The sequence below is a fragment of the Cryptosporangium sp. NPDC051539 genome (genome assembly GCF_044454545.1).
In the GTDB taxonomy this organism is placed as follows: Bacteria; Actinomycetota; Actinomycetes; order Mycobacteriales; family Cryptosporangiaceae; genus Cryptosporangium.
This window is the reverse complement of sequence record NZ_JBITDV010000001.1, coordinates 835445-858919: the sequence shown is the minus strand read 5'-3', so window position 1 is coordinate 858919 and position 23475 is coordinate 835445. Positions and strand designations below refer to the sequence as shown.

The 23475-nt window shown below is 71.7% G+C and carries 22 protein-coding genes and 1 pseudogene; 13 read left to right on the top strand and 10 right to left on the bottom strand.

Annotated elements, in window-relative coordinates; genetic code table 11:
- Positions 1-43: 43 nt before the first annotated feature.
- The 5 genes from ACIBZJ_RS04055 to ACIBZJ_RS04035 all read left to right on the top strand — a co-directional run bounded on the left by ACIBZJ_RS04055 (position 44) and on the right by ACIBZJ_RS04035 (position 6186).
- The gene (locus ACIBZJ_RS04055; protein ID WP_395925222.1) at positions 44-1336 is read left to right on the top strand and encodes an MFS transporter; all 1293 of its coding nucleotides are present in this window, start codon (positions 44-46) and stop codon (positions 1334-1336) included.
- A gap of 120 nt (positions 1337-1456) precedes the next feature.
- Positions 1457-2407, top strand: coding sequence for a 5-dehydro-2-deoxygluconokinase (iolC, locus tag ACIBZJ_RS04050; RefSeq protein ID WP_395925220.1), 951 nt, complete (start codon positions 1457-1459; stop codon positions 2405-2407).
- Complete coding sequence (locus ACIBZJ_RS04045; RefSeq protein WP_395925218.1) at positions 2400-3305, top strand: deoxyribose-phosphate aldolase; 906 nt, start codon at positions 2400-2402, stop codon at positions 3303-3305. Before iolC ends, ACIBZJ_RS04045 begins: the two co-directional genes overlap by 8 nt.
- 9 nt (positions 3306-3314) lie before the next feature.
- On the top strand, positions 3315-5240 hold the full coding sequence (gene iolD / locus ACIBZJ_RS04040) for a 3D-(3,5/4)-trihydroxycyclohexane-1,2-dione acylhydrolase (decyclizing) (RefSeq protein ID WP_395925216.1): 1926 nt from the start codon (positions 3315-3317) through the stop codon (positions 5238-5240).
- Between the two features lie 169 nt (positions 5241-5409).
- Positions 5410-6186 (top strand): GntR family transcriptional regulator, encoded by a 777-nt coding sequence (locus ACIBZJ_RS04035; protein WP_395925214.1) that lies wholly within the window; start codon positions 5410-5412, stop codon positions 6184-6186.
- Here the strand turns inward: ACIBZJ_RS04035 and ACIBZJ_RS04030 are convergent.
- Positions 6153-6668, bottom strand: a complete 516-nt coding sequence (locus tag ACIBZJ_RS04030) for an SRPBCC family protein (RefSeq protein WP_395925212.1) — start codon at positions 6666-6668, stop codon at positions 6153-6155. The two genes, ACIBZJ_RS04035 and ACIBZJ_RS04030, sit on opposite strands and share 34 nt — an antisense overlap.
- Here ACIBZJ_RS04030 and ACIBZJ_RS04025 point away from each other — a divergent pair.
- A complete protein-coding gene (locus ACIBZJ_RS04025; RefSeq protein ID WP_395925210.1) occupies positions 6651-6992 on the top strand; it encodes a hypothetical protein in 342 nt (113 codons plus the stop codon). The two genes, ACIBZJ_RS04030 and ACIBZJ_RS04025, sit on opposite strands and share 18 nt — an antisense overlap.
- Positions 6993-7017: 25 nt before the next feature.
- Here ACIBZJ_RS04025 and ACIBZJ_RS04020 read toward each other — a convergent pair whose 3' ends face one another.
- The 3 genes from ACIBZJ_RS04020 to ACIBZJ_RS04010 all read right to left on the bottom strand — a co-directional run bounded on the left by ACIBZJ_RS04020 (position 7018) and on the right by ACIBZJ_RS04010 (position 10824).
- Positions 7018-8034, bottom strand: coding sequence for a threonine aldolase family protein (locus ACIBZJ_RS04020; RefSeq protein ID WP_395925208.1), 1017 nt, complete (start codon positions 8032-8034; stop codon positions 7018-7020).
- Between the two features lie 15 nt (positions 8035-8049).
- The gene (locus ACIBZJ_RS04015) at positions 8050-9537 is read right to left on the bottom strand and encodes a GGDEF domain-containing protein (protein WP_395925206.1); all 1488 of its coding nucleotides are present in this window, start codon (positions 9535-9537) and stop codon (positions 8050-8052) included.
- A 69-nt stretch (positions 9538-9606) separates the two neighbouring features.
- On the bottom strand, positions 9607-10824 hold the full coding sequence (locus ACIBZJ_RS04010; RefSeq protein ID WP_395925204.1) for a SpoIID/LytB domain-containing protein: 1218 nt from the start codon (positions 10822-10824) through the stop codon (positions 9607-9609).
- Between the two features lie 169 nt (positions 10825-10993).
- Between ACIBZJ_RS04010 and ACIBZJ_RS04005 the strand changes: the two genes are divergently transcribed.
- Complete coding sequence (locus ACIBZJ_RS04005) at positions 10994-11767, top strand: SGNH/GDSL hydrolase family protein (protein WP_395925202.1); 774 nt, start codon at positions 10994-10996, stop codon at positions 11765-11767.
- Here ACIBZJ_RS04005 and ACIBZJ_RS04000 read toward each other — a convergent pair.
- Both ACIBZJ_RS04000 and lysX read right to left on the bottom strand, forming a co-directional pair.
- Positions 11750-12181: a hypothetical protein gene (locus tag ACIBZJ_RS04000; RefSeq protein ID WP_395925200.1), complete on the bottom strand. Its 432-nt coding sequence runs from the start codon at positions 12179-12181 to the stop codon at positions 11750-11752. The two genes, ACIBZJ_RS04005 and ACIBZJ_RS04000, sit on opposite strands and share 18 nt — an antisense overlap.
- Positions 12178-15477: a bifunctional lysylphosphatidylglycerol synthetase/lysine--tRNA ligase LysX gene (gene lysX, locus ACIBZJ_RS03995; RefSeq protein WP_395925198.1), complete on the bottom strand. Its 3300-nt coding sequence runs from the start codon at positions 15475-15477 to the stop codon at positions 12178-12180. Before lysX ends, ACIBZJ_RS04000 begins: the two co-directional genes overlap by 4 nt.
- 142 nt (positions 15478-15619) lie before the next feature.
- Between lysX and ACIBZJ_RS03990 the strand changes: the two genes are divergently transcribed.
- Positions 15620-16042, top strand: a complete 423-nt coding sequence (locus ACIBZJ_RS03990; protein WP_395925196.1) for an iron chaperone — start codon at positions 15620-15622, stop codon at positions 16040-16042.
- Here ACIBZJ_RS03990 and ACIBZJ_RS03985 read toward each other — a convergent pair.
- Both ACIBZJ_RS03985 and ACIBZJ_RS03980 read right to left on the bottom strand, forming a co-directional pair.
- Positions 16011-16412 (bottom strand): annotated as a pseudogene (locus ACIBZJ_RS03985) (epoxide hydrolase); the annotation flags it as partial. The gene ACIBZJ_RS03990 and the pseudogene ACIBZJ_RS03985 sit on opposite strands and share 32 nt — an antisense overlap.
- 9 nt (positions 16413-16421) lie before the next feature.
- Entirely contained in the window at positions 16422-17084 is a 663-nt protein-coding gene (locus ACIBZJ_RS03980; RefSeq protein ID WP_395925194.1) for a TMEM175 family protein, read from the bottom strand.
- Between the two features lie 104 nt (positions 17085-17188).
- Here ACIBZJ_RS03980 and ACIBZJ_RS03975 point away from each other — a divergent pair, with 104 nt between their 5' ends.
- Positions 17189-17656 carry an RICIN domain-containing protein gene (locus ACIBZJ_RS03975; RefSeq protein ID WP_395925192.1) on the top strand — a complete coding sequence of 156 codons (468 nt, stop codon included), beginning with the start codon at positions 17189-17191 and terminating at the stop codon, positions 17654-17656.
- Positions 17657-17698: 42 nt separating this feature from the next.
- On the opposite strand, the gene ACIBZJ_RS03970 is transcribed toward ACIBZJ_RS03975, so the two are convergent.
- Together ACIBZJ_RS03970 and ACIBZJ_RS03965 are read right to left on the bottom strand one after the other, a co-directional pair.
- A complete protein-coding gene (locus ACIBZJ_RS03970) occupies positions 17699-18361 on the bottom strand; it encodes a response regulator (RefSeq protein ID WP_395925190.1) in 663 nt (220 codons plus the stop codon).
- Positions 18358-19938: an ATP-binding protein gene (locus ACIBZJ_RS03965; RefSeq protein WP_395925188.1), complete on the bottom strand. Its 1581-nt coding sequence runs from the start codon at positions 19936-19938 to the stop codon at positions 18358-18360. The genes ACIBZJ_RS03970 and ACIBZJ_RS03965 overlap by 4 nt, the downstream gene beginning before the upstream one ends.
- Positions 19939-20060: 122 nt before the next feature.
- Between ACIBZJ_RS03965 and ACIBZJ_RS03960 the strand changes: the two genes are divergently transcribed.
- From ACIBZJ_RS03960 to ACIBZJ_RS03945, 4 genes are all read left to right on the top strand, one after another.
- Positions 20061-20882, top strand: coding sequence for an ABC transporter ATP-binding protein (locus tag ACIBZJ_RS03960; protein ID WP_395925185.1), 822 nt, complete (start codon positions 20061-20063; stop codon positions 20880-20882).
- On the top strand, positions 20872-21759 hold the full coding sequence (locus tag ACIBZJ_RS03955; protein WP_395925183.1) for an ABC transporter permease: 888 nt from the start codon (positions 20872-20874) through the stop codon (positions 21757-21759). The genes ACIBZJ_RS03960 and ACIBZJ_RS03955 overlap by 11 nt, the downstream gene beginning before the upstream one ends.
- Positions 21760-21769: 10 nt before the next feature.
- Entirely contained in the window at positions 21770-22783 is a 1014-nt protein-coding gene (locus ACIBZJ_RS03950; RefSeq protein WP_395925181.1) for an ABC transporter substrate-binding protein, read from the top strand.
- Positions 22784-23003: 220 nt separating this feature from the next.
- On the top strand, positions 23004-23456 hold the full coding sequence (locus ACIBZJ_RS03945; RefSeq protein WP_395925178.1) for a hypothetical protein: 453 nt from the start codon (positions 23004-23006) through the stop codon (positions 23454-23456).
- Positions 23457-23475: the final 19 nt, after the last annotated feature.

The window sequence follows — 23475 nt, the reverse complement described above, 5'->3', positions numbered from 1 at the left end:
CGTTGTGTGGGGCAACTTATTGTCGTGGCCTGGAGGTGATCCGGTGAGCACTGCTTCCGGTGGCACGTTGTTCAAGCAGCCGAAGGCCGTCTACGCGGTCGCGTTCGCGTGCGTCGTCAGTTTCATGGGCATCGGCCTGGTCGACCCGATCCTCCCGGCGCTGTCGGAGAAGCTGCACGCCACGCCGAGCCAGGTCAGCCTGCTGTTCACCAGCTACCTCCTGGTCACGGCCGTCGCCATGCTGTTCACCGGCTGGGTCGCCAGCCGCATCGGCGCGAAGCGGACGCTGATCGCCGGTCTCGTGCTCATCGTCGTGTTCTCCGCGCTGGCCGGCCTGTCGGGCTCGATCGGGGGCATCGTCGGCTTCCGGGCCGGTTGGGGCCTGGGCAACGCGCTGTTCATCGCCACCTCGCTGGCGGTCATCGTCGCGTCGGCGTCCGGCGGGTTCGCGGGCGCGATCGTGCTCTACGAAGCGGCGCTGGGGCTGGGGATCGCGGCCGGCCCGCTGATCGGCGGCCTGCTCGGTGACCTCAGCTGGCGGGGGCCGTTCTTCGGCGTCGCGGTGCTGATGGCGATCGCGCTACTGGCCACCGTGACGATGGTCGAGGACATCCAGCGGCCCGCGCGGAAGACGTCGCTGCTCGCGCCGGTCAAGGCGTTGCGGCACCGCAGCCTGCTGACGATGGGCCTCACCGCGGTGTTCTACAACTGGGGTTTCTTCACGATGCTCGGGTACGCGCCGTACCCGATGGAGCTGGACGCGATCCACCTCGGCTTCGTGTTCTTCGCCTGGGGTCTGCTGCTGGCGTTCTTCGCCGTGACCGGCGCACCGTGGCTGCAGCGGCGGTTCGGGACCGCGCCGTCACTGTACGGGGCGCTCACCGCGTTCGCCGTGCTCATCCTGCTGATCGGCCTGTTCACCGACGTGCGCTGGGTGGTGATCGCCTGCGTCATCGCGTCCGGGATCGTGGCCGGGATGAACAACACGCTGACGACGCAGGCGGTGATGCTCGTGTCGCCGGTCGAGCGCCCGGTGGCGTCGGCGGCGTACGGGTTCCTGCGGTTCATCGGCGGCGGCCTGGCGCCGTACGTCGCCGGGAAGATGGTCGACCACTGGAACATCCACGTGCCGTTCGTGGTCGGTGCCGTGGCCGTGCTCGCCGGTGTGGCGGTGCTGGCGACCGGCCACCTCGAACTGGCCCGGGCCGACGCCGGCCTGGCGGCCGGGCACGCGGGAGCGTCGGACGACGTCGCCGGTGAGATCGCGGACGAGTTCGGCGGCGCGCCGGACGCGATCGACCACGAGCTCGAGGTGGAGCGCGCGCCCCAGCGGTAGCCGTTCGGCGGTCGAGTCCGGGGAGTCACCCAGGGTGACTCCCCGGCTTTGTGGTGTGGCTAGGTCTTGTCCCGTCCTGTCAGCATTGTTAGTTTGTCAGGACAAAGGAGGTGGGACTTCATGGGCACACCGTTCGACCTGGTCACGATCGGCCGGATCGGCGTCGACCTCTACCCGTTACAGGACAACGTCGGCCTCGAAGACGTCGAGACGTTCGGCAAGTACCTCGGTGGGAGCGCCACGAACGTGGCGGTCGCCGCCGCGCGGCACGGGCGGCGCAGCGCGGTGATCACCGGCGTCGGCGACGACCCGTTCGGCCGGTACGCCCGCCGGGAGCTCGACCGGCTCGGCGTCGACAACCGGCTCGTCACGACGGTCGGCGGCCTGAAGACTCCGGTCACGTTCTGCGAGATCTTCCCGCCCGACCACTTCCCGTTGTACTTCTACCGCGACCCGATCGCGCCCGACCTGATGCTCACCACGTCCGACCTCGACGTGACCGCGATCGCGGAGGCCCGCATCTACTGGTCGACGGTCACCGGCCTCTCCCGGGAGCCGAGCCGCGACACCCACCACGCCGCCTGGGCGGCCCGGGGCCGGGCCCCGCTGACCGTGCTCGACCTCGACTACCGCCCGATGTTCTGGTCCTCGCCCGAGGCCGCCGCCGCCGAGGTCGGCGAAGCACTGCGGCACGTGACGGTCGCGGTCGGCAACCGCGAGGAGTGCGAGGTCGCGGTGGGGGAGACCGATCCCCGGCGGGCCGCGGACGCGTTGCTCGAGCGCGGTCTCGAGCTGGCGATCGTCAAACAGGGCCCGCGTGGCGTGCTCGCCAAGACGCGCGACGAGACCGTCGAGGTGCCGCCGTACCCGGTCGACGTCGTCAACGGCCTCGGTGCCGGGGACGGCTTCGGCGGTGCGCTGTGCCACGGGCTGCTGGAGGGCTGGCCGCTGGTGCGGATCCTGCGGTTCGCGAACGTCGCCGGGGCGATCGTGGCCGGCCGCCGGGAGTGCTCGACCGCGATGCCCACCACCGGAGAAGTCGTGACGGAGCTCGGCCGTGTCCATGCCTGATCTCCGGACCGGCCCCCTGATCAGCGAGGACGCGTTCGCCGCGCTGCGCCGGGCGCGCCACGCGAACCCGCACGCGGTGGCCGACGCGTTCGGCGCGCGGAGCCGTCGCCCGCTGGTGGCCGGTGACGGGCGGTTGTTCATCGTCGCGGCCGACCACCCCGCGCGCGGTGCGCTCGGCGTCGGTGGGGACCCGATGGCGATGGCCAACCGGTACGACCTGCTGCAGCGGCTGGTGCTCGCGCTCTCCCGGCCCGGGGTGGACGGCGTCCTCGGCACGCCGGACGTCCTCGACGACCTCGCGCTGCTCGGTGCGCTCGACGGCAAGATCGCCGTCGGTTCGATGAACCGCGGTGGCCTGCGCGGCGCGGTGTTCGAGATGGACGACCGGTTCACCGGCCACGACGTCGAGTCGATGGCCACGTCCGGTCTGGACGCCGCGAAGCTGCTCGTCCGCATCAATCTGGACGACGCGGGTACCGCCCGCACGCTGGAGTCGACGGCCCGGGCGGTCACGGCGGCAGCGCGCCGGCGGCTCCCGATCATGCTCGAGCCGTTCATGAGCGAGTGGGCTGATCGGCGGGTCGTCAACGACCTGTCGACCGACGCGGTGATCACCTCGGTGGCGATCGCGGCCGGTCTCGGCGGCTCGTCGGCCTACACCTGGCTCAAGCTGCCGGTGGTGCCCGACATGGAGCGCGTGCTGGAGGCCACGACGCTGCCGACGCTCCTGCTCGGCGGCGAGGGCGGTGGTGATCCGGCCGAGACGTACGCGGCCTGGAGCGACGCGCTCGCTCTCCCCGGTGTGCACGGTCTCGTCGTCGGCCGCACGCTGCTCTACCCCCAGGACGACGACGTCCAGCAGGCGGTCGACATCGCCGCCTCCCTCGTTCACGGATAAGGACCCCGAATGTCGAGCACTCGCCGGATGACGGTGGGCCAGGCGCTGGTCGAGTTCCTGGCCCACCAGTGGACGGTCGACGGCGACGTCCGCGAACGCGCGATCCCGGCGGTACTCGGGATCTTCGGCCACGGCAACGTCGCCGGTCTCGGCCAGGCGCTGCAGCAGTACAACGCGTCGCAACCCGACCTGCTGCCGTACCACCAGGCCCGCAACGAGCAGGCGATGGTGCACCAGGCGGTCGGGTTCGCCCGGGTGCACCGGCGGCGGGCGACGCTGGCCTGTGCCGCGTCGGTGGGGCCGGGGGCGGCGAACATGCTCACCGGTGCCGCGCTGGCCACGGCCAACCGCCTACCGGCCCTGCTCCTGCCGAGCGACACGTTCGCGACCCGGGTCGCCGACCCGGTGCTGCAGCAGCTCGAGCTCCCGCACGACCTCGGTCTCCAGGTCACCGACGCGTTCCGGCCGCTGTCCCGGTTCTTCGACCGGGTGCAGCGTCCCGAGCAGCTCTACTCGATCGCGCTGGCCGCGATGCGCGTGCTCACCGATCCGGCCGAGACCGGCGCGGTGACGATCGCCCTGCCGGAGGACGTGCAGGCGGAGGCGCTCGACGTGCCGGTGGAGTTCCTCGCCGACCGGGAGTGGCACCTCCGCAGGCCGGTGCCCGAGCCCGGGGCGCTGGCTCGGGCGGCGGCCGCGATTCGGGGCGCGGCCCGGCCGTTCCTCGTCGCCGGCGGCGGGGTGATCTACTCCGGCGCCGAGGACGCGTTGCGGGAGTTCGTCGAGGCCACCGGCATACCGGTCGGCACCAGCCAGGCCGGGGGCGGCGCCCTGAACTGGGACCACCCGCAGTACCTCGGCGGCGTCGGCGCGACCGGGACGACGGCGGCCAACCGGCTCGCCGCCGACGCGGACGTCGTGATCGGGATCGGCACCCGGTACAGCGACTTCACCACCGCGAGCCGGACCGCGTTCCAGCACCCGGGCGTGCGGTTCGTGAACATCAACGTGGCCGCTTTCGACGCCTACAAGCACGGCACGCAGCTCCCGGTCGTCGCGGACGCGCGCGAGACGCTCCGGGCCCTCCGCGAGGGCGCCGCCACCGTCTCCGACGACTACGCGGCCACCATCGCCAGGGAGAAGCGGCACTGGGACGCTCTCGCCGACGCCGCACTGGCGCCGTCCGCACCGGCGCCGTCCGGGTCCGGGCGGCCGGGGCAGGCGGAGATCATCGGCGCGGTCCAGTCGGCCAGCGACCCGCGGGACGTCGTCGTGCAGGCGGCCGGTTCGCTCCCCGGTGACCTGCACAAGCTGTGGCGGGTCCGGGACGTGCTCGGCTACCACGTCGAGTACGCGTTCTCGACGATGGGCTACGAGATCGCCGGCGGGCTCGGCGTCAAACGCGGCCTGCAAGCCCTGGACGACGACCGCGACGTGATCGTGCTGGTCGGCGACGGCTCGTACCTGATGTTGCACTCCGAGCTGGCCACCGCCGTCGCCGAACGCCTCAAGATCGTCGTCGTCCTGATTCAGAACCAGGGGTACGCCTCGATCGGTCACCTGTCCGAGACCGTGGGCTCGGAGCGCTTCGGCACCCGCTACCGGTACCTCGACCGCGACGCGCGGAACTTCGAGTCCGGCGAACTCCTGACCACGGTGGACCTGGCCGCGAACGCCCGGAGCTACGGCATCGACGTGATCGAGATCGCGCCGGGGCCGAAGGCCGTCGCCGAGCTCGGCGAGGCCGTGAAGGCGGCGAAAGCCGCGGTGACCTCCACGCTCATCCACATCGAGTCCGACCCGTTCCGGTACGGGCCGGACGGCGAGGGCTGGTGGGACGTCCCGGTCGCCCAGGTCTCCGAGTCCGCGAGCACCGAGCAGGCGCGCGCCGAGTACGTGGAGCAGCGCAAACACCAGCGCCCCCTGCTCGGCTGAACCCCGGCGGCAGGCCCGGTCGCCGCGCCGGCCGACGTGCAGCCGCACGCCGGCGCGGCGTCGCGCTCCGCGCGGAGGCCGGAGTGGACCTGCGCGCGGCCGGGTTGCCGGGAAATGTCAGAATCTTGTGACAAAGGCCGAGGTCGGTCAGCTCGAGAGAGGCCCGAACATGGCGGCTCCCGCTGAGGCGAACACGTCTGCGCCGCTGCCGGAAGACCTTTTCCTCGACATCGACCGCGGCAGCGCGATCCCGCTCTACTTCCAGATCGCGACCCGCCTCGAGCAGGCGATCCTCGACGGCCGGCTGCCCCCGGGAACGCGGCTGGAGAACGAGATCGCGCTCGGCGAGCGTCTGAACCTGTCCCGGCCGACCGTGCGGCGCGCGATGCAGGAGCTCGTGAGCAAGGGGCTCCTGGTGCGACGGCGCGGGATCGGCACCCAGGTGGTGCACGGTCCGGTCACCCGCAAGGTCGAGCTGACCAGCCTCTACGAAGACCTCGACCGCAGCGGCCAGCGACCCGCGACCACGCTGCTGTCGCACGAGGTCGGTCCGGCCGACGAGGAGGTCGCGGGGAGGCTCGCGGTCGCGGTCGGCTCCCCGGTGCTGCACCTGCGGCGTCTGCGTCTGTCGGACGGTGTGCCGCTGGCGGTGATGGAGAACTATCTGCCCGAGGAGTTCACCGGGCTCAGCGCCGACGGCCTGACGACGCGCGGCCTCTACCAGCTCCTCCGTGGCCGCGGGACGCACATCCGGGTGGCGCGGCAGCGCATCGGTGCGCGTCCGGCGGCGGCGGAGGAGGCGCGACTACTCGAGATCAAGCGTCACGGTGCGGTGCTCACGATGGACCGCACCGCCTACGACGACGTCGGCAAGGTCGTCGAATTCGGCCACCACTGCTACCGGCCCGACCTCTACGCGTTCGAGATCACCTTGGTCGACAACTGAGGGTTGTTCATCGCGGCGCGGACCAGCCGTACCCACGGTGACCAGCGGTTCGGCGTCCGGACGTGGCCGGTCGTGGCACGTTCGGCAGTGTCGAGGAGGTCTTCGAGCAGGGCGTCGTGCAGCCAGCGAATCGCCAGCGGCCAGGCCAGCCGCATCGAGCCGCGCGGGGTGATCGCCATGTCGTGGACCAGGCGGCAGCGCTCGGCGCCCACGTATTCGACCCGGAGTTCGTGCCAGCCCCGGGCCGGGAAGCCCGGCGCGAAGTCGAAGCGGACCCGGCGGCCCGGCTCGTACTCGCTGACCGCGTAGCGGATTCTGCTGTGGCCGCCGGACGCGCCGACCTGCACGGGCCGGTCGAGACGCATCGGGGGCCACTGCGGAGCGGGCCAGAGCGCGTCTTCGGGGCCGGAGACGGTGTCGAGGAGTGCACCCGCCGTCGGGGCGGGGCAGTCCAGGGTGCGGGCGTGGGTGTTCCGGATCATGGCAGCTTCTACTGGCACTTCGCGAACCGGGACGCGCTGGTCGAGGCCATGCTGGCGCGGTGGGAGAGCAGGCACACGTCGGAGGTGATCGCCGAGGTGTCGTCGGTACCCGACCGGGTGACCGCGCAGCGGATCGCGTACATCGCGTCGGTCTTGCGTTCGTCCGGGTTCGCGGACGAGGAGGCCGCGCGGCGGGCACAGCTGGCCTACACCGCCTATCTGGGACACCTGCAACTGCGCCATACTGCTCCCGGCCGGATCATCGACGACGCGGCGTACCGCGAGCTCGTGCTGGCCGCTCTGCTGACCGAGGAGTCCGCATGACGACGGGGCCTGCCCCGCTCCGGCCTCAGGCCAGCGCGGCCCGCACCGCCTCGGCGAACTGGTCCACGTCCTCGGGGGTCGTGTCGAACGACGTCATCCACCGGACCTCGCCGACCGATTCATCCCAGTCGTAGAACCGGAACCGCGAATGCAGTTCGGCCAGCGCCGCCTCCGGCACCCGCGCGAAGACGGCATTCGCCTGCACCGGGTGGCTCACCTCGACCCGGTCGCGGACCCGCTCGTGCAGCCGCGCCGCCATGTCGTTCGCGTGCGACGCGTTCCGGAGCCACAGATCGCCCTCGAACAGCGCCAGGAACTGCGCCGACACGAACCGCATCTTCGACGCCAGCTGCATCGCCGACTTACGCAGGTACGCCATCCCGCGATCGAGTTCCGGGTTCAGCACGACGACCGCCTCGCCCAGCAGCGCCCCGTTCTTGGTGCCGCCGAACGACAGGATGTCGACGCCCACGTCGGTGGTGAACGCCCGCAGCGGCACCCGCAGATGCGCGGCGGCGTTGGCGAGCCGGGCGCCGTCCACGTGCACCCGCATCCCGTGGGCGTGCGCGAACTCCGCGATCGTGCCGATCTCGTCCGGTGTGTAGACGGTGCCCAGCTCGGTCGACTGGGTCAGCGACACCACCTGCGGCTGCGCCCGGTGTTCGTCGTCGAATCCGCGGGCTTCGCGCCGGATCGCGTCGACGGTCAGCTTTCCGTGCTCGGCCGGCACCGGCAGCAGCTTGATGCCGGCCACCTTCTCCGGCGCTCCGCACTCGTCCACGTGAATGTGGGCGGACGACGAGCAGATGACCGAGGCCCAGCGGTCGCAGGCCGCCGAGAGCGCGACCACGTTCGCCCCGGTACCGTTGAAGACGGGGTAGACGCGGGCCGGCGGCCCGAACACCTCCCGGACGGCGTCCTGCAGACGCGAGGTGTAGACGTCCCCGCCGTAGCTGGGCTGATGGCCTTCGTTGGCAGCGGCGAGCGCGGCCAGGATCTCGGGGTGGACGCCGGAATAGTTGTCGCTGGCGAAGCTGGTCACGCCCTCCAGCTTCGGCTACGCCGAAACGAGCTTCGTCGTCGCCCCCGGCGGGAGCGCGGCCCGGCGGCGGAGGCTCTTGTGCGCGTACATCCGGCTGTCGGCCGCAGCGAGCAGCCCGTCGGCGTCCGGATGTTCGAAATCACCGGCCGCGGCCACACCGACGCTGACGCCGATCCGCAGGGACCGCTCGGAGTGGGTGATCGGGTCGGCCGTCAGACCGCGCAGGCGCTCCGCGAGCGCTTCCGCCTCGCCGGCGTTCGCGATGTTCTCCGCGAGGACGACGAACTCGTCGCCACCGAGGCGGGCCGCGACGTCGCCGGTGCGCAACTCGGACGAGAGCCGGCGGGCGAACTCGGCCAGCACCAGGTCTCCGGTGGCGTGTCCGTGCTGGTCGTTGACCTGTTTGAAGCCGTTGAGGTCCATGTACAGGATCACCGGCCCGTACACCGAACCCAGGTCGGCGGCCCGGTTGAGCGCCAGATCGAGCGCCGCGTGCAGGGCCTGCCGATTCGCCAGCCCGGTCAGCTGGTCGTGGTGGGCCTGATGGGCCAGCATCGCACGGATCGACTCCTGTTCCCGGACGACCAGCAGGAACCGGGACAGGATCAGACCGGTGAGCACCGCGATGGAGACGAGCAGCGAGACGCGGCTGACCAGCGAGTGGAACGGCTGGAGCCCGGCGAAGATCGGCAGCGTCACCAGCGAGATGCCCAGGAACACCACCCGGGCCGGGTGCAGCCGGTCTTCGCGCGCGGTGTCGGGCTCGGCGATGCGGGCCGCGTCGCGGTGGACCATCGCGGCGACGAACAGGCTGTTGGCGGTGAGCAGCACGCCGTCGTAGCGGTCGGCCTGGGCCGCGCGGGACAGGTCGCTGAAGAGCGCCGGGGTCATCGAGATCCAGATGTCGCCGATCAGCGACAGCGCGAGCGCGGCGACCAGGTACCGGATCGGGCCGCGCTTCGACCCCGGCGCCAGCACCAGGATCGCGGCGGCGGCGAAGAACACCACGTCGCCCAGCGGGTAGAACACCGCGAACACGGTCTTGAGTGACAGGTCTTCGGCCTCGACCGCGGGCAGGATGAAGAACTGCCAGCACATCCAGCCGAGCACCGTGGTCATCGCCAGCGCGTCGAGCCAGCCCTCGCGGAGCCGGACCGGGGCCCGGAGCCGGACCAGCTTGATCAGCCCGAACCCCAGCAGCGGATAGCCGCTGACCCACAGAACGTCGGACGGCGTCACGTCGCCCAGCGGGCCGATCAGCCACTCCAGTACGTCGTGCAACAGATCGCCGGCCAGCCAGACCGTGAGAGCGACGGCGATGTAGCCGTACCCCCGCCGGGCCGGAGCGGGAATCTGCCGTAACCGGCCCCAGCTCAGACCGACCAGGACGCTGAAGCCGATCAGGTAGGACACGTGGGCGAAAATGCTCCCCGGCAGGAACGCGCCCGGCGCGCCGCAGAGCGCGGCGAAAACCGGTACGAGTGCTGCCGGGACACGTCTCATCCGCTGATTATCGGTTTCAGCTCGCAGGGAAGAAGCCACTGTGGCTCAGGTTAATGGACGGTAGCGAAATTACTGGGTGAACCCCAGATAGTTGCTCTTCAGGTCCAGCTTGACCCGGAACGACGTCGCGGTCATCGAGGCCGTCGCGGCCTTCCCGCCGGCCTTGGTGCCGATCAGCTGCACGGCGTCCGCGCGTCCGCCCCAGCGTCCGCCGCCACTGCGCTTGATCACCTTCACCGAGGTCACGGTCGTCAGACCGAGCGGGCCGTCGAGCGCCGCCAGTGCCGACGGCGAGACGACCTTCGTCCAGACGGTCGGCGACGTGTAGGGGTCGGCCTTGGAGACCAGGTAGCCGACGCCGCCGGGCGCGGTGAAGCCGCCGTTGCTCGACGAGAACTCGGCGCTGATCGGCTTGCCGTTGACCGTGAGGACCTTGCCCGCGGTGGCCTTGATCGCCGCGTCGGTCGCCGCAGTCTCCGAGGTCTGGCCGTCCCAGCACTGGTTGGCCTGGGTGTCGATCACGTCGTAGTAGCGCGACGCGGTGATCTTGGCGGTCGCGTAGGTGCGGGCCGCGATCGTCTGGGCCTGCAGCGCGGCCGGGGCCCAGCTCGAGGGCATCTCGGAGGCCACGACACCGCGGAGGTAGGTGTCGATCGGCATCCGGGCCAGGAACCGGGAGGCGTTGTCGGAGACCGCCGCCTGCAGGGATCCCGCGAACGTCACGCTGCCGCCACCGCGGCAGTCGGTCTTGGCCTTGCTGTAGGCGACGCGCAGCGCCGACGGCCCGCTGAAGGTGACCGGCGCGCGCAGCGTGTACGTCGTCCGCCAGGTGGTGGCCGTCACCGGCTCCTGGACGACGTAGTTGGCGCCGCTGCGGGCGACGTGCCACTTGGCCCGGGCCGGGAGCGAGACCTTCGTGCCGTTGCCGGCCGTCGCGACCACGCCGGAGACCGTGGCGCCGGTGGTCGGAACCAGCGTGAAGTGGCCGTTGTCGATCGCCGAGAGCCGGACGCGGAGCGTCGGGTTGCCCTTCGCGGCCAGCGTCGTACCGGGGTAGTAGAACGCGACGATCTTCGCCGACGAGAGACCCTTCTTGGCCGCACCCTGGGCGCCGTACTGGCTCATCCCGCGGCCGTGCCCGTAGCCGGCACCGTAGATCGTGATGCCCTGGGCCGAGCTGGGAGCGAGGTTGGCGGTCGCGACCGCGGCGTCGGCAGGAGCGACGCAGGCCAGCGCGCCGGCCACTGCGGCGGCGGCCAGTGCGGCGGGAAGAAGTCGGCGGGCCATGAGTACCTCACGTCGGTCGGGGACAGCTCCAGGCGTGGAATCGACGTCCACGAGTGAGGTGTCGGCCCGTTCGGTTGCGAAATGAGCGGGCCGGCGGGTCCGCAACCCGCACCCTCCGGAGGCGCACCCGAACGGCAACTGATCGGCTGCGCCTGATCAGATGGGCCGCATGACCTACCGACACGTCGTCGCACTCGGCAGCTCGTTCGCGGCCGGGCCCGGCATCCCGCCGGTCGTGAACGCGTCCGCGGGCCGCTCCGGCGCCAACTACGCGCACCTGTTCGCGGAGGCTCTCGGCGCCGAGCTGACCGACCTCACCGTCTCCGGCGCGACGACCGCGACGGTGCTCGACCAGCCGCAGCGGGTGGCCCGCTCCACGTTCCCGCCGCAGATCACCGGCGTGCCCGAGACCGCGGACCTGGTCACGGTGACGGTCGGCGGCAACGACCTGGGCTACCTCGCGACGATGATGCGGCTGGCCTGGGCGAACCATCTGCAGCGGCGCTGGTGGTCGCGGGCGCTCGGCACGCGGCTGGCCCGCGGGCCGGTGCCGGTCGCCGACCCCGACCTGGTGGTCGACGGGCTCCGGCGAATCGTGGACGCGGTGCACGAGCGGGCGCCCGGTGCGCGGGTGGTGCTGGTCGACTACCTGACGATCCTCGAGGAGAAGACGCCGCTAGGGCCCGAGGCGCCGTTCACCGAACCCCAGCGCCGGGCGCTGCGGGCGCTCGGCCGCCGGGTGTCCGGGTCGTTCGCGGTGGCCGCCCAGGCGACCGGGGCCGGGCTGGTCCGGGCGTCGGTACTCAGCGCCGGTCACGGCATCGGCACGCCCGAGCCCTGGGTCAACGGCTTCATCCCGAACGCCCGCCGGGCCGGCGCCGGATTCCACCCCAACGCCGCCGGCATGCGGGCGATCGCCGGCGAGCTAATCCGCAGTGCCTGACACCGGCAGCTGGGACAGGCGGCGGCCGGGCCCGGGACGGACGGTCCGGAGCAGGACGCGACGGGCCACGTAGAACAGGAACCCGGTCAGCGGCAGTTCGGCCACCACCGCTTCGAGGATGCTCGCCAGCAGTTCGTCGCCGGTCGCGGTCGTGATGTCGAACCACGCGTCGCAGAGCAGCAGCGTTCCGGTCAGCATCGCCCAGAGCACCACCGCCAGCCGGTGCCGGTACGCCATCCAGGCCGTCGTGCCCAGGCACCCGATCAGCACCACGTCGAACCCGACCCAGGTCAGCGGCCAGCGCCGGGACGTGTGCTCGTCGGGCAGCGTCAGCCCGAGCAGGATCGTCCACGGGATCAGCACCAGGCAGGCCAGCGTCAGCACGACCAGGAAGCGCAGCCGCGGGCCCTTCACGGCGACGGGGCCGGGCGGGCGAACGGGAACGCCAGCGTCGCCCGGATGTTCGTGCCGGTCAGGAACATCACCAGCCGGTCGACGCCGAGCCCGAGCCCCCCGGTCGGGGGCATCGCGTACTCCAGCGCGGTCAGGAACGACTCGTCGATCTGCATCGCTTCCGGGTCGCCCGCGGCCGCCTTGATCGACTGCGCGGTGAGCCGTTCCCGCTGGTCGACCGGGTCGACCAGCTCCGAGTACGCGGTGCCCAGCTCGGCCGAGTACGCGACCAGGTCCCAGCGTTCGGCCAGCCGGGCGTCGCTCCGGTGGACCCGGGTCAGCGGCGAGGTGTCGAGCGGGAAGTCGGTGTAGAACGTCGGATAGGTCGTGTTCTTCTCGACGAGCGCGTCGTACAGTTCGGCCGCGAGCTCGCCGGGCGTCGCGTCCGCCGGAGCATGGACGTGGTGCTGGGCACAGGCGTCCCGGAAGACGCGCAGCGGCGTGTCCGGTGTGAGCGTGGCGCCGGTCGCCCGGCTGATCGCGTCGTGGACCGTCACCACCGGCCAGGGTGCGCTGAGGTCGACCGGGCCGTCCGGCCGCATCGCGATCGGCGCGCCGTGCACCGCGACCGCGGCCTCGAGGATCAGCGCGCGGGTCAGCTCCCGCATGTCGGTGTAGTCGGCGTAGGCCTGGTAGGCCTCCAGCGAGGTGAACTCCGGGTTGTGGGTCGCGTCCACGCCCTCGTTCCGGAAGTTGCGGTTGAGCTCGAAGACCTTCGGCATCCCGGCCACGCAGAGCCGCTTGAGGTACAGCTCCGGGGCGATCCGCAGGTACAGGTCGGTGTCGTAGGCGTTGATGTGCGTGCGGAACGGCCGGGCCGCCGCGCCGCCGTGCACCGCCTGCAGCATCGGCGTCTCGACCTCGGTGAATCCGCGGGTCGCGAGTCCGTCCCGCAGGGCCCGGACGGCCACGCTGCGCTGCTGCAACACCTGCATCGCGTCCGCGTTGACCAGGAGGTCGAGGTAGCGCTGCCGGACCCGGGCCTCCGGGTCGGAGAACCCGGCGTGCGCGTCCGGCAGCGGCCGGAGGCACTTGGCCGCCATCGTCCAGTCGTCCGCCAGGACCGACAGCTCACCGCGTTCCGAGGTGACGACCTCACCCGTGACGCCGACGTGGTCGCCGAGGTCCACCGTCTGCTTCCACAACTGGCGGACGCTCTGCGGCGTGCCGTCGGCGGTCAGCATGACCTGCAGGGTGACCCCGTCGTCCTGGAGTACACCGAAGCTGACGCCGCCGAGGTCGCGCAGTGCCCGGACGCGGCCGGTGACGCTGACCCGCACCCCGGTGCGGTGGTTCGGGGCCAGGCCGTCGTGGGCCGCGCGGACCTCGGCCAGCGTGGCGTTGCGGGGGACCGTCACCGGATACGGGTCGTGACCGGCCGCGGCGAGCTGTTCGGCCTTCGCGCGGCGGGCGCTCTGCTGCTGGTTGAGCCGGTACTGCGGCCGGGCCGGGCGGAGCAGCTCGTCGTCCTGCTTGCGGACCTCGTCGGCGAACCCGTCTTCCGGCGCGCGCCCGCGCGGGGGCAGGGCGGGCAGGAATCCCTCGGCGATGCCGGCCGCGATCGCCGCGCGGGTCAGCGTCAGGCTCGAGTCGAAGCAGACGAACCGGGGCAGCCAGGTCGGCAGGTACTTCGCGTTCGAGCGGTACAGCGACTCCAGCTGCCAGAACCGGGACGCGACCGAGAGCACCGCGTCGGTGAGCCGGGTCACCGGTCCCGCGCCGACCTGGTCGGCCGAGCTGAACACCGCGCGGAACATCGCGAAGTTCAGCGAGATCCGGCGGACGGCCAGGCCCGGTGCGGCCTCGATCAGGCCCGCGACCATGAACTCGTTGAGTCCGTTCTCGGCCTCGCGGTCGCGGCGCATCAGGTCGAGCGAGAGCCCGCGGGCGCCCCACGGCACGAACGACAGCAGGCCGCGGACCTCGCCGTCCGCATCGTGGGCGGTGACCAGCACACAGCGGTCGTCGCTGGGATCGCCGAACCGGCCGAGCGCCATCGAGAAGCCGCGCTCGGGGGCGTCACCGCGCCAGGCCTCGGCCTTCAGCTCCAGGTGCGGCCACTCGTCGGGGTCGACTTCGTGGTGGCGGCGGGCGTTGAGGGTGTAGCCGGCGCGGCGGATCCGGGTGACCGCCTGGCGGACCGGGCGCATCGTCCGGCCGTCGAGCGTGAAGTCCTCCACCTCGACGATCGCTTCGTCGCCGAGGCTCAGCGCTTTCAGCCCGGCGCCGACGTAGGCGCTCGCGCCGGCCTGGCTCGCCGAGAGCACGGCCGGGAACCAGCCGTGCCCGCGGGCGTCGGCGAGCCAGGCCTCGATCGCGGCCGGCCAGGACGCCGGGTGCCCGATCGGGTCGGCGCTGGCCAGGCTGACCGACGCGACGACCCGGTAGGTGATCGCGGCCCGGCCGTCGGGAGAGAAGATCACCGACTTGTCGCGGCGGGTGGCGAAGTAGCCGAGCGAGTCGCGGTCGCCGCTCTCCAGGAGCAGCCGGCGGACGTTCAGCTCCTCGTCCGCCCCGAGGTACTGAGCGGCCCGGGCCGCGCGCAGGAAGACCGCGACGGCGGCGAGCAGCGCGATCGCGGACGCGGTGCCACCGATGACCGCGATCCAGTGGTGGCCGAAGTGGCCGTTGAGGCCGGCCCGGTCACCGGCCGCGGTGAAGCCGAACACCGACCGGTTGGTCCAGGTCAGCTTCTCGCGGAAGCCGTCGAGGGTGCGCGGGAACAGCTCGGTCAGGCCGAGCGTGAGGGCCCAGGCGGCGATCAGGCCGCTGGCGAGCACGCCGAGCGCGGCGCGCCGCGAGAACGGGGCCAGGCGGGCCGGGAACGCACCGCGGGCCCGCCAGAGCAGCACCGCCAGCGCGAGGGCGACCACCGCCGAGACGCCGGTGAGCACGACCTCGGCCCGGGTCAGGTCCAGGTCGGTGGCGGCGAGGTCGGCCCAGTTCGCGGCCGCGATCCACACCACGAGCACCTGCGTCGGCGCCGCGATCACCTGGACCGCGATCGCCAGCCAGAGCGCGGCCCGCAGCCGGCGGCGCAGCGCGCTGCCGAGCAGCAACAACCCGACGACGACGAACAGGCTGCGGGTGGTGGGCACGTTCAGCAGCCCGAACGCGTAGTCGATCCAGTGCGGCCAGCGCGCGTGCCGCAGCGGCAGGCTGATCAGGAGCCAGGCCCCGGCGATCGTGACGATCCGTCCGGACCAGGCGGCCACCGCGTCGGCCCAATGCTGCGGTCTGGCTGTCTCCGCGTCCACCGATGCAGTGTTTCACCGTGGGGCTCGGGTCCGGACGAGCGACCCGGCGGGTGCAGGCGGTCAGGAATCGAGAAGCGCCGCCGCCCGGGCCGCGCCTAGCGTCTGGGAGGACGGTGACCGCAGGCAGAGAGGAACCACGACGATGGACGGCTTCAGCGCCCAAGAGCGGGCAGCGATGAAGCAGCGCGCGGAGGAACTGCGCGCCGAGGGCAAGAAGGGCGCCAAGAAAGCCGACGGCCTGCAGCAGCTGCTCGACGCGATCGCCGGCATGGACCCGGACGACCGCGAGCTCGCCGAGCGGGTGCACGTGACCGTGTCGGCGGCGGCACCGCAGCTGCTGCCGAAGACCTGGTACGGCTTCCCGGCGTACACGAACGCCGACGGCAAGGTCGTCGTGTTCTTCCAGCACGCGGGCAAGTTCAAATACCGCTACTCGACGCTCGGGTTCCAGGAGCACGCGCACCTCGACGACGGCGACATGTGGCCGACGTCGTACGCGCTGGCGGCGTGGTCGCCCGAGGTCGAGAAACGGATCACCGAGCTGGTGCGGGCCGCGATCGCCTGAACGGGCGGTAGAAGTCGCGGAGCTCGCGGCGTAGAGCTCGGGCTCCTCGGAACGGTGCGAAATGGCCGCCCCGGTCGAGGTGGTTCAGGTGAACCAGGTTGGTCGTGCGTTCGAGCCACGCCCTCGGTGGGCGCGCGGTGTCGCCCGGGAACAGTGAGAAGCCGGACGGCGTCTCGACGCGGCGAGCGTGCTGGTCGCGGGGGATGCCGGCGTTGGCGTGGTACATCCGCATCGACGAGCCGATCGTCCCGGTGAGCCAGCGGTGAGGTCGTCCGGGTCGCCGGTCCAGACGGGCAGGCCGCCGTCGGTGCGGTGGACGGCGACGACCCGGCCGGGGGTGGTCGAGGGCCAGGTAGCGGCTGACTCCGGACGCTCCTCCTCAGAAGTCGTGGTAGATCGTCAGCGGGAGCCGCCGGCTGAAGAGCGAGTGCACCAGCGGTGCGGCGAACCAGGCGATCTGGGTCCAGGGCGCCCACCAGCACAGCAGCACCGTGGCCAGGAAGTACCAGCCGACCGCCCAGGACGCGCGGGCGTCCCGACGGTACGCGACGAGGTTCGATCCTTCGGGGAGCAGGCCGTCGCGCAGCGGCTGACTCTGCACCGCCGAGCGGGCCAGCAGCAGCGCGCCGGTGCTGACCGCGTAGAACCCGGCCGCGGTCGGGTTGCCGACGTGGTGGCCCAGGACGGCCGTCGGGTAGGGCAGGAACCCGGCCAGCAGGAGCAGCGGCAGGTGGAGGGTGACCAGCCGGGGTGTGGTCCGGGTGAGGCGGTCGAGCAGGATGTGGTGCTGCCGCCAGACCAGCCAGAGGATCGCGAACGCCAGCAGGTACGCGCCGAACGAGCTGAGCCGGCCGGCCAGGAAGTCGAGGAGATTGCCGGCGGCCTCGGCCCGGCCCGCCTCCGCGGTGTCGAACTCCGGGCCGCCTTCGGGCTTGGGAATGTCGACGACCAGCAGCGTCATGGCGATCGCGAAGACGGCGTCGGTGAAGAAGCCGAGGCGTTCGGGCGTCAGCCCCGGGGGAATGCGTTCCGCTGCCTGCACGGCCGACGATTATCCCGCCCACCGGAGGGCCACGGAACGGTGGGCCTTAGTGCGACAATTGCCCCGTTTCACGACCGATATGTCGTATCCATGGGGGTATTGTCATGCGCATCTTCACTCGGGCCGTCGTCGGCGGGGCGCTCGCGGCGGCGGCGGTCGCGGCCGGTCAGCTCGCTCCGAGCGCCGCGCTCGCCGGCACCTACAACACCTACACGAACCTCGCGACCGGCTTCTGCCTGGACAGCAACGGCCAGGGCAACGTCTACGCGCTCGGCTGCAACGGCGGCAGCTTCCAGAAGTGGGTCTTGCGGCCGGTGGACGGCGGCTACACGCTGCGCGACCTCGCCACCGGCTTCTGCCTCGACAGCAACACCGAGGGCAAGGCGTACACGCTGGGCTGCAACGGCGGGAACTACCAGACCTGGGTCCGCGAGCGCCACGGCAACCAGCGCACCTGGCGCAACCTCTCCACCGGCTTCTGCCTGGACAGCAACACCGAGGGCCGGGTCTACACGCTGGGCTGCAACGGCGGCAGCTACCAGCGCTGGACCCCGGCCACCGGCCAGTACTAGGCGATTCACGCCAGGACTTCCCTCGGCCAGGACTTCCCTCGGCTAGGACTTCCAGGTGTAGCGGTGTTCCGGGCGGCCGGTCGAGCCGTAGCGGAGCGTCATGACGATCCGGCCGTCGGCCGCGAGATCGGACAGGTACCGCTGCGCGGTCGCCCGCGAGAGGCCGAGCTCGGTCGCCACTTCGGCGGCCGAGACCGGCGAGTCCGCGTCCCGGACCGCGCCCGACACGAGCCGCGCGGTGTGCTCGGACCGGCCCTTCGGCAGCCCGGCGTCGAGGCGGTCGCCGCCGCGCATCAGGCGCACGGCGCGGTCGATCTCGCGCTGGTCGAGGACCCGGTCGCCGCGCAGGTGGTCGCGGTAGCGCGAGTAGGCGCGCAGGCGCTCCGCCAGCGCGGCCTGAGTGAACGGTTTGACCAGGTAGTTCACGACCCCGCAGGTCAACGCCTCGCGCACGGTGGCGACGTCACCGGCCGCGGTGAGCATGAGCACGTCACAGTTCAGCGAGCCGGCCAGCCGGGTGCCGAACGCGTCCGGGAGGTACTGGTCGAGCAGCACCAGGTGCGGCCGGGCCCCCGGTACCGCGGCCAGCGCTTCGGCGCCGCTGTGCGCGACCCCGACGACCGTGAAACCCGGCGTCTCCCGGACGTAGCGCGCGTGCAACTCCGCCACCCGGTAGTCGTCGTCGACGACCAGCACCCGGATCACGGCACCTCCACCACCCCGGGCAGGCGCGCCTCGAACACCGCGCCGCAGTCGAGTCCGGCCGCCCGCGCCAGCACGACGTCTCCGCCGTGACGCCGGGCCGCCCTCCGGGCCAGCACCAGCCCCAGGCCGTGCGGCCGGTCCCGGTCGGCGCCCGCGGTCGTGTACCCGTCTTCGAAGACCAGTTCGGACGCCTGCGCCGGCACGCCGTCGCCACTGTCGACCGTCACCATCCGCAACGTGTCCTGCTCGGACACGACGGTCAGCTCCACCCAGGCCGGTTGACGGTGGCCCAGCCGCGCGGCCCGCACCGCGTTGTCGACCAGGTTCCCGAGCACCGTGATGACGTCGAGCGGCGCGTGCAGCCGGGCCGGGAGGTACGTCTCGTCCGAAAGCCTCAGCGCGACGCCGGCCTCGGCGGCGACCACGGTCTTCGCCGACAGCACACCCCGCAGGTAGGGGTCGCGGACCCGGCCGTCCGGGTCGGTGCTGCCGTTGAGCTCACCCAGGTAGCTCCGCGCCTCCTCGTCCTCGCCGATGTGCAGCAGCCCGGCCAGCGTGTGCAGCCGGTTCGTGTGCTCGTGGGACTGCGCGCGCAGTGCGTCCGAGAGCGTCCGCACCATGTCGAGCTCGCGGGACAGCGCGTCGGCCTCGGTGCGGTCGCGCAGCGTGACGACCCGGCCGAGATCCTGGTGGCCGTGCTGCACCGGCCCCGCCGTCACGACCAGCAGTCGTTCGCCCGCGACGACGAGGGCCCCGTGCGCATCCGTCGTGCTCAGTAACGTCCGCAGGCGGGGAGGGAGGGACGCGGCCTCGAGCGGGGTGCCGGGCGCGATCGGCCCGCCGAGCAGGTCGGCGGCCGCACCGTTGCAGACCGTGATGCGGTCGGCGCGGTCGACGGCGACGACACCCTCGGCGATGCCGTGCATCACCGCCTCGCGCTCGCGGAGCAGGTCGGCGAGGTCGGTCGGTTCGAGGCCGAGGGTCTGGCGGCGGAGCCTCTGGGCGAGCGCGACCGCGCCGAGGATGCCGGCCAGCAGCGCGACCCCTGTGACGATCCCGGCGGTCCGGAACAGCACTGCCGTCGCCTGTGTGACCTCGGTCAACGCGATGCCGACGCTGACCTCGCCGACGATCGTGCGGCCGGGCCCGGCGTAGAGCGGGACCTTGCCCCGGGCCGACAGCCCGAGCGTGCCGCGCTCGACCGCGACGACCTCCCGCCCGGACAGCGGCCCGCTCGGATCCGTGCTCACGCGTTCGCCGATCCGCTCCGGGTCGGTGTGCGAGTACCGGATGCCCCGATCGTCGGTGATCACGACGAACAACGCGCCGGTGCGCCGCCGGACGTCGTCCGCCAAGGCTTGGACGCGGGCCGGATCGTGGGCGGCCACGTGGCTCGCGATCGACGGGTCGGAGGCCACGGACTGGGCGATCGCCAGCGCACGGGCCTCGTACTGGTGCTCGAGCGTCCGCCGGAGGAGCACGGCGACCAGCGCGGAGCCGGCCCCGACCACCAGGAGGAGGATCGCGACCTGGAGCAGCAGCACCTGAGTCGCGAAGCGCGGGACTCGCCTCACCATGCCGGAACCCTACGGCCAATTCACCGGTGAGCAGAACGCGCAGAACGCGACTTGTGCGGCGTTCGCCGGGCAACGCGCACAAGGATGTTCAACCGCCCGAAACATCCCTACGGTCCTGCGCCATGACCCAGCTCACACCGAGTAGCTCAGTGATTGCGCTCCGGGCCGCCACGAAAGCGTTCGCGAATCGGGACGGCGAAAGGCACACGGCCATCCACGACGTCACGTTCGACGTGGGTGCCGGGGAGTTCGTCAGCGTGGTCGGCCCGACCGGGTGCGGGAAGTCGACGACCCTCGGGCTCATCTCCGGCCTCGCCCCGGCGACCGAGGGGACGGTCGAGGTGTCCGGGACGCCGGTGCGGGGGATCCCGCCCGGCCTCGGCTACATGTTCCAGCAGGACGCGGTGCTGCCGTGGCGGACCGTGCTGGACAACGTGGCCGCCGGGCCGCGGTACCGGGGTACCGCGAAGAAGGCCGCCCGGGACCAGGCTCGCGAATGGGTGGCGAAAGTCGGGCTGGCGGGTTTCGAGAAGTACTACCCGCACCAGCTCTCCGGTGGCATGCGCAAGCGGGTCGCGCTCGCCCAGACACTGGTGAACCGGCCCGCCATCCTGCTGATGGACGAGCCGTTCGGCGCGCTCGACGTGCAGACCCGCGAACACATGCAGGACCTGCTCCTGCAGCTGTGGTCGGAGCACCGGGCGGCGGTCGTGTTCGTCACGCACGACCTGACCGAGGCGATCGCGCTGGCCGATCGCGTGGTCGTGATGACCGCCGGTCCGGCCACGGTGAAGGACGTCCTGACGGTCGGGCTGGAGCGGCCGCGCAAGGTCGAGGAGATCCGGCTGGAGGAGTCGTTCCTCGAGGTCTACCGGCGGGTCTGGGACTCGCTGCGCGAAGAGGTCGAGATCACCCGCGCGAGGGGAGCGGCTCGTGTCGCCTGAGCCGAAGTCACCGGGGACCGAGGCCACGGAGCCGGTTACCGCTCCGCCGGGTGCGGCGTCCGCGCCGCGCGTGGGCTCCGCGCGACGGCGGCACGCCGTGCGGGTGTGGGGAACCCGGGTCGCGCTCGTCGCCGCCTGGCTCGCGAGCTGGGAGCTCTCGGCCCGGTACCTGATCGATCCGTTCTACTACTCGCAGCCGTCGGCGATCTGGAGGCGGCTGGTCGAGTGGTTCAGCGAGGGCACCGCGTTCGGCTCGATCTGGCTGCAGATCTGGGTGACGCTGCAGGAGTCGGTGGCCGGGTTCGTGATCGGCGCGGTGGCCGGTGTGGTGCTGGGTGTCCTGCTCGGACGGAGCCGGTTCCTGGCCGAGGTGTGCGCGCCGTTCATCAAGGCCGCGAACGCGATCCCGCGGATCGTGCTGGCCTCGTTGTTCGTGATCTGGTTCGGGCTCGGGCTCTCGTCCAAGGTCGCGACCGCGGTCGTGCTGGTGTTCTTCGCGGTGTTCTTCAACGCGTTCCAGGGCGCGCGTGAGGTCGACAAGACGCTGGTCGACAACGCCCGGATCCTCGGGGCGTCGCCGCGGGCCGTGCTGCTCACGATCGTGCTGCCCAGCGCGACGTCGTGGATCCTCGCCTCGCTGCACGTGGCGTTCGGGTTCGCGCTGATCGGCGCGGTGGTCGGCGAGTACACCGGCGCCGACAAGGGCCTCGGACTGCTGATCAACAACGCCCAGGGCACGTTCGACGCCGCCGGCATCTACGCCGGGATGGTCGTCATCACGGTGATCGCGCTGCTGGCGGAGTGGCTGCTCACCCGGCTGGAGAGCCGTCTGCTGGCCTGGCGTCCGCCGTCCACCAACGTCGAAGTCATGGTTTGAGGAGCTTCGGATGCGTCGCATGATGGCAGTGGGACTGGTACTCGCGCTGGCGCTCACCGGGTGCCGCGACTCGCGGGGTGACACCGGTGGCTCGGAGCAGGTGACGATCATGGTGGGCGGGATCGACAAGGTGATCTACCTGCCCGCGAAGCTCACCGAGTCACTCGGGTACTTCGCCGACCAGAAGATCTCGGTGAAGCTGCTGACCGAGCCGGCCGGTGCGCAGGCCGAGAACGTGCTGATCGCCGGCGACGTGCAGGGCGTCGTCGGGTTCTACGACCACACCGTCGACCTGCAGACCAAGGGCAAGTGCGTGCAGAGCGTCGTCCAGTTCGCCGACGTGCCGGGTGAGGCCGAGGTGATGGCGGCCGATCAGACCATGAAGACCCCGGCCGACTTCACGGGCAAACGCCTGGGCGTGACCAGCCCGGGATCCTCGACCGACTTCCTCACCCAGGCCCTGGCGGCCCGGGCCGGGCTGACGAAGTCCGACTACACGACGGTCAAGGCCGGAGCCGGGCAGACGTTCATCGCGGCGATCGAGAACGGCGGGATCGACGCCGGGATGACCACCGACCCGACGATCGCCCGGCTGCTGACCAGCGGCAAGGGCAAGGTCATGCTGGACATGCGGACCGAGGAGGGCACCCGCGCCGCGCTGGGCGGTCTCTACCCGGCCAGCTCGCTCTACATGGATTGCGCGTACGTGTCGGCGCACCGGGCGACCGTGCAGAAACTCGCGAACGCGTTCGTGAAGACACTGCGCTGGATCAACGCGCACTCGGCCGACGAGATCGCGGCGAAGATGCCGAAGCAGTACGCGGGCGACGACCCGGCGCTGTACGCGAAGTCGATAAACGACAGCAAGGGCATGTTCACCGACGACGGCGTGATGGACGCCGACGGTGCCCGGAACGTGCTCGAGGTGCTGGCGACGTTCTCGCCCAACGTCCGGGGGAAGAAGGACACGGTCGACCTGTCGAAGACCTACACGACCGAATTCGTGAAGAAGGCCGCCGCCTGATCCTCGGCGGGCACCGGCCGTTTTGGACGGTGCCCGCCGCGGCCCTACACTTAGCTCTGCCCCGAGGTTCGGTAGCGCTCCGTATACACCGTGTTGCGATTGGTGCGCAAGCGGTGAACGGGTCAAGTGTTCAGGCTGTTTGGCCTGCGCTTTTTCGCCACTCGTCCACTGTCCTGGGAATCCCGCCGGGGGTCGCTCCCGGGCCCCTAACCTCGCCTGCGTGACGGGTCCTTCGCCGCTATCGCCCACCCCCCAGCACCCGCTCGTGGTGCAGGGGCGGTCCGAGCAGATCACGTACGACGGAGCGTGGGTCACGATCCAAGACCCCGGCCAGCTCAGCAGGCCCGGTGATCGGCGCGCGCCGATCGAAGACATCACCGACGTCGAGATCAAGGCCGCGCGCTTCGGCGGCCGTCACCTCCGGATCGAGTACGCCCGGGGCGACGACCGGCCGTCGCTGAACATCGCGTTCAAGGGCAACCAGCAGGATTCGCTGGCCGTGCTGGTCGGCGCGATCAACGCCGCCCGGGACGCGATCCACTCGCCGCGTCCGCCGGTCTCGCCCGCTCCCGCCGACGCGGGAGAGGAGCTCCGCCGGCTCTGGCAGCTCGTTCAGCGCGGCGAGATCAGCCGCGACCAGTTCGAGGACGCCAAGCGCCGCCTCTTCACGTAAGAGGCCCGGTCGCGCGGCG

Coding starts and splice junctions, on each gene's coding strand:
- iolC (WP_395925220.1), top strand. CDS start 1,457: ATGGGCACACCGTTCGACCTGGTCACGATCGGCCGGATCGGCGTCGAC.
- ACIBZJ_RS04045 (WP_395925218.1), top strand. CDS start 2,400: ATGCCTGATCTCCGGACCGGCCCCCTGATCAGCGAGGACGCGTTCGCC.
- iolD (WP_395925216.1), top strand. CDS start 3,315: ATGTCGAGCACTCGCCGGATGACGGTGGGCCAGGCGCTGGTCGAGTTC.
- ACIBZJ_RS04035 (WP_395925214.1), top strand. CDS start 5,410: ATGGCGGCTCCCGCTGAGGCGAACACGTCTGCGCCGCTGCCGGAAGAC.
- ACIBZJ_RS04030 (WP_395925212.1), bottom strand. CDS start 6,668: ATGATCCGGAACACCCACGCCCGCACCCTGGACTGCCCCGCCCCGACG.
- ACIBZJ_RS04015 (WP_395925206.1), bottom strand. CDS start 9,537: ATGAGACGTGTCCCGGCAGCACTCGTACCGGTTTTCGCCGCGCTCTGC.
- ACIBZJ_RS04010 (WP_395925204.1), bottom strand. CDS start 10,824: ATGGCCCGCCGACTTCTTCCCGCCGCACTGGCCGCCGCCGCAGTGGCC.
- ACIBZJ_RS04005 (WP_395925202.1), top strand. CDS start 10,994: ATGACCTACCGACACGTCGTCGCACTCGGCAGCTCGTTCGCGGCCGGG.
- ACIBZJ_RS03990 (WP_395925196.1), top strand. CDS start 15,620: ATGGACGGCTTCAGCGCCCAAGAGCGGGCAGCGATGAAGCAGCGCGCG.
- ACIBZJ_RS03975 (WP_395925192.1), top strand. CDS start 17,189: ATGCGCATCTTCACTCGGGCCGTCGTCGGCGGGGCGCTCGCGGCGGCG.
- ACIBZJ_RS03965 (WP_395925188.1), bottom strand. CDS start 19,938: ATGGTGAGGCGAGTCCCGCGCTTCGCGACTCAGGTGCTGCTGCTCCAG.
- ACIBZJ_RS03960 (WP_395925185.1), top strand. CDS start 20,061: ATGACCCAGCTCACACCGAGTAGCTCAGTGATTGCGCTCCGGGCCGCC.
- ACIBZJ_RS03950 (WP_395925181.1), top strand. CDS start 21,770: ATGCGTCGCATGATGGCAGTGGGACTGGTACTCGCGCTGGCGCTCACC.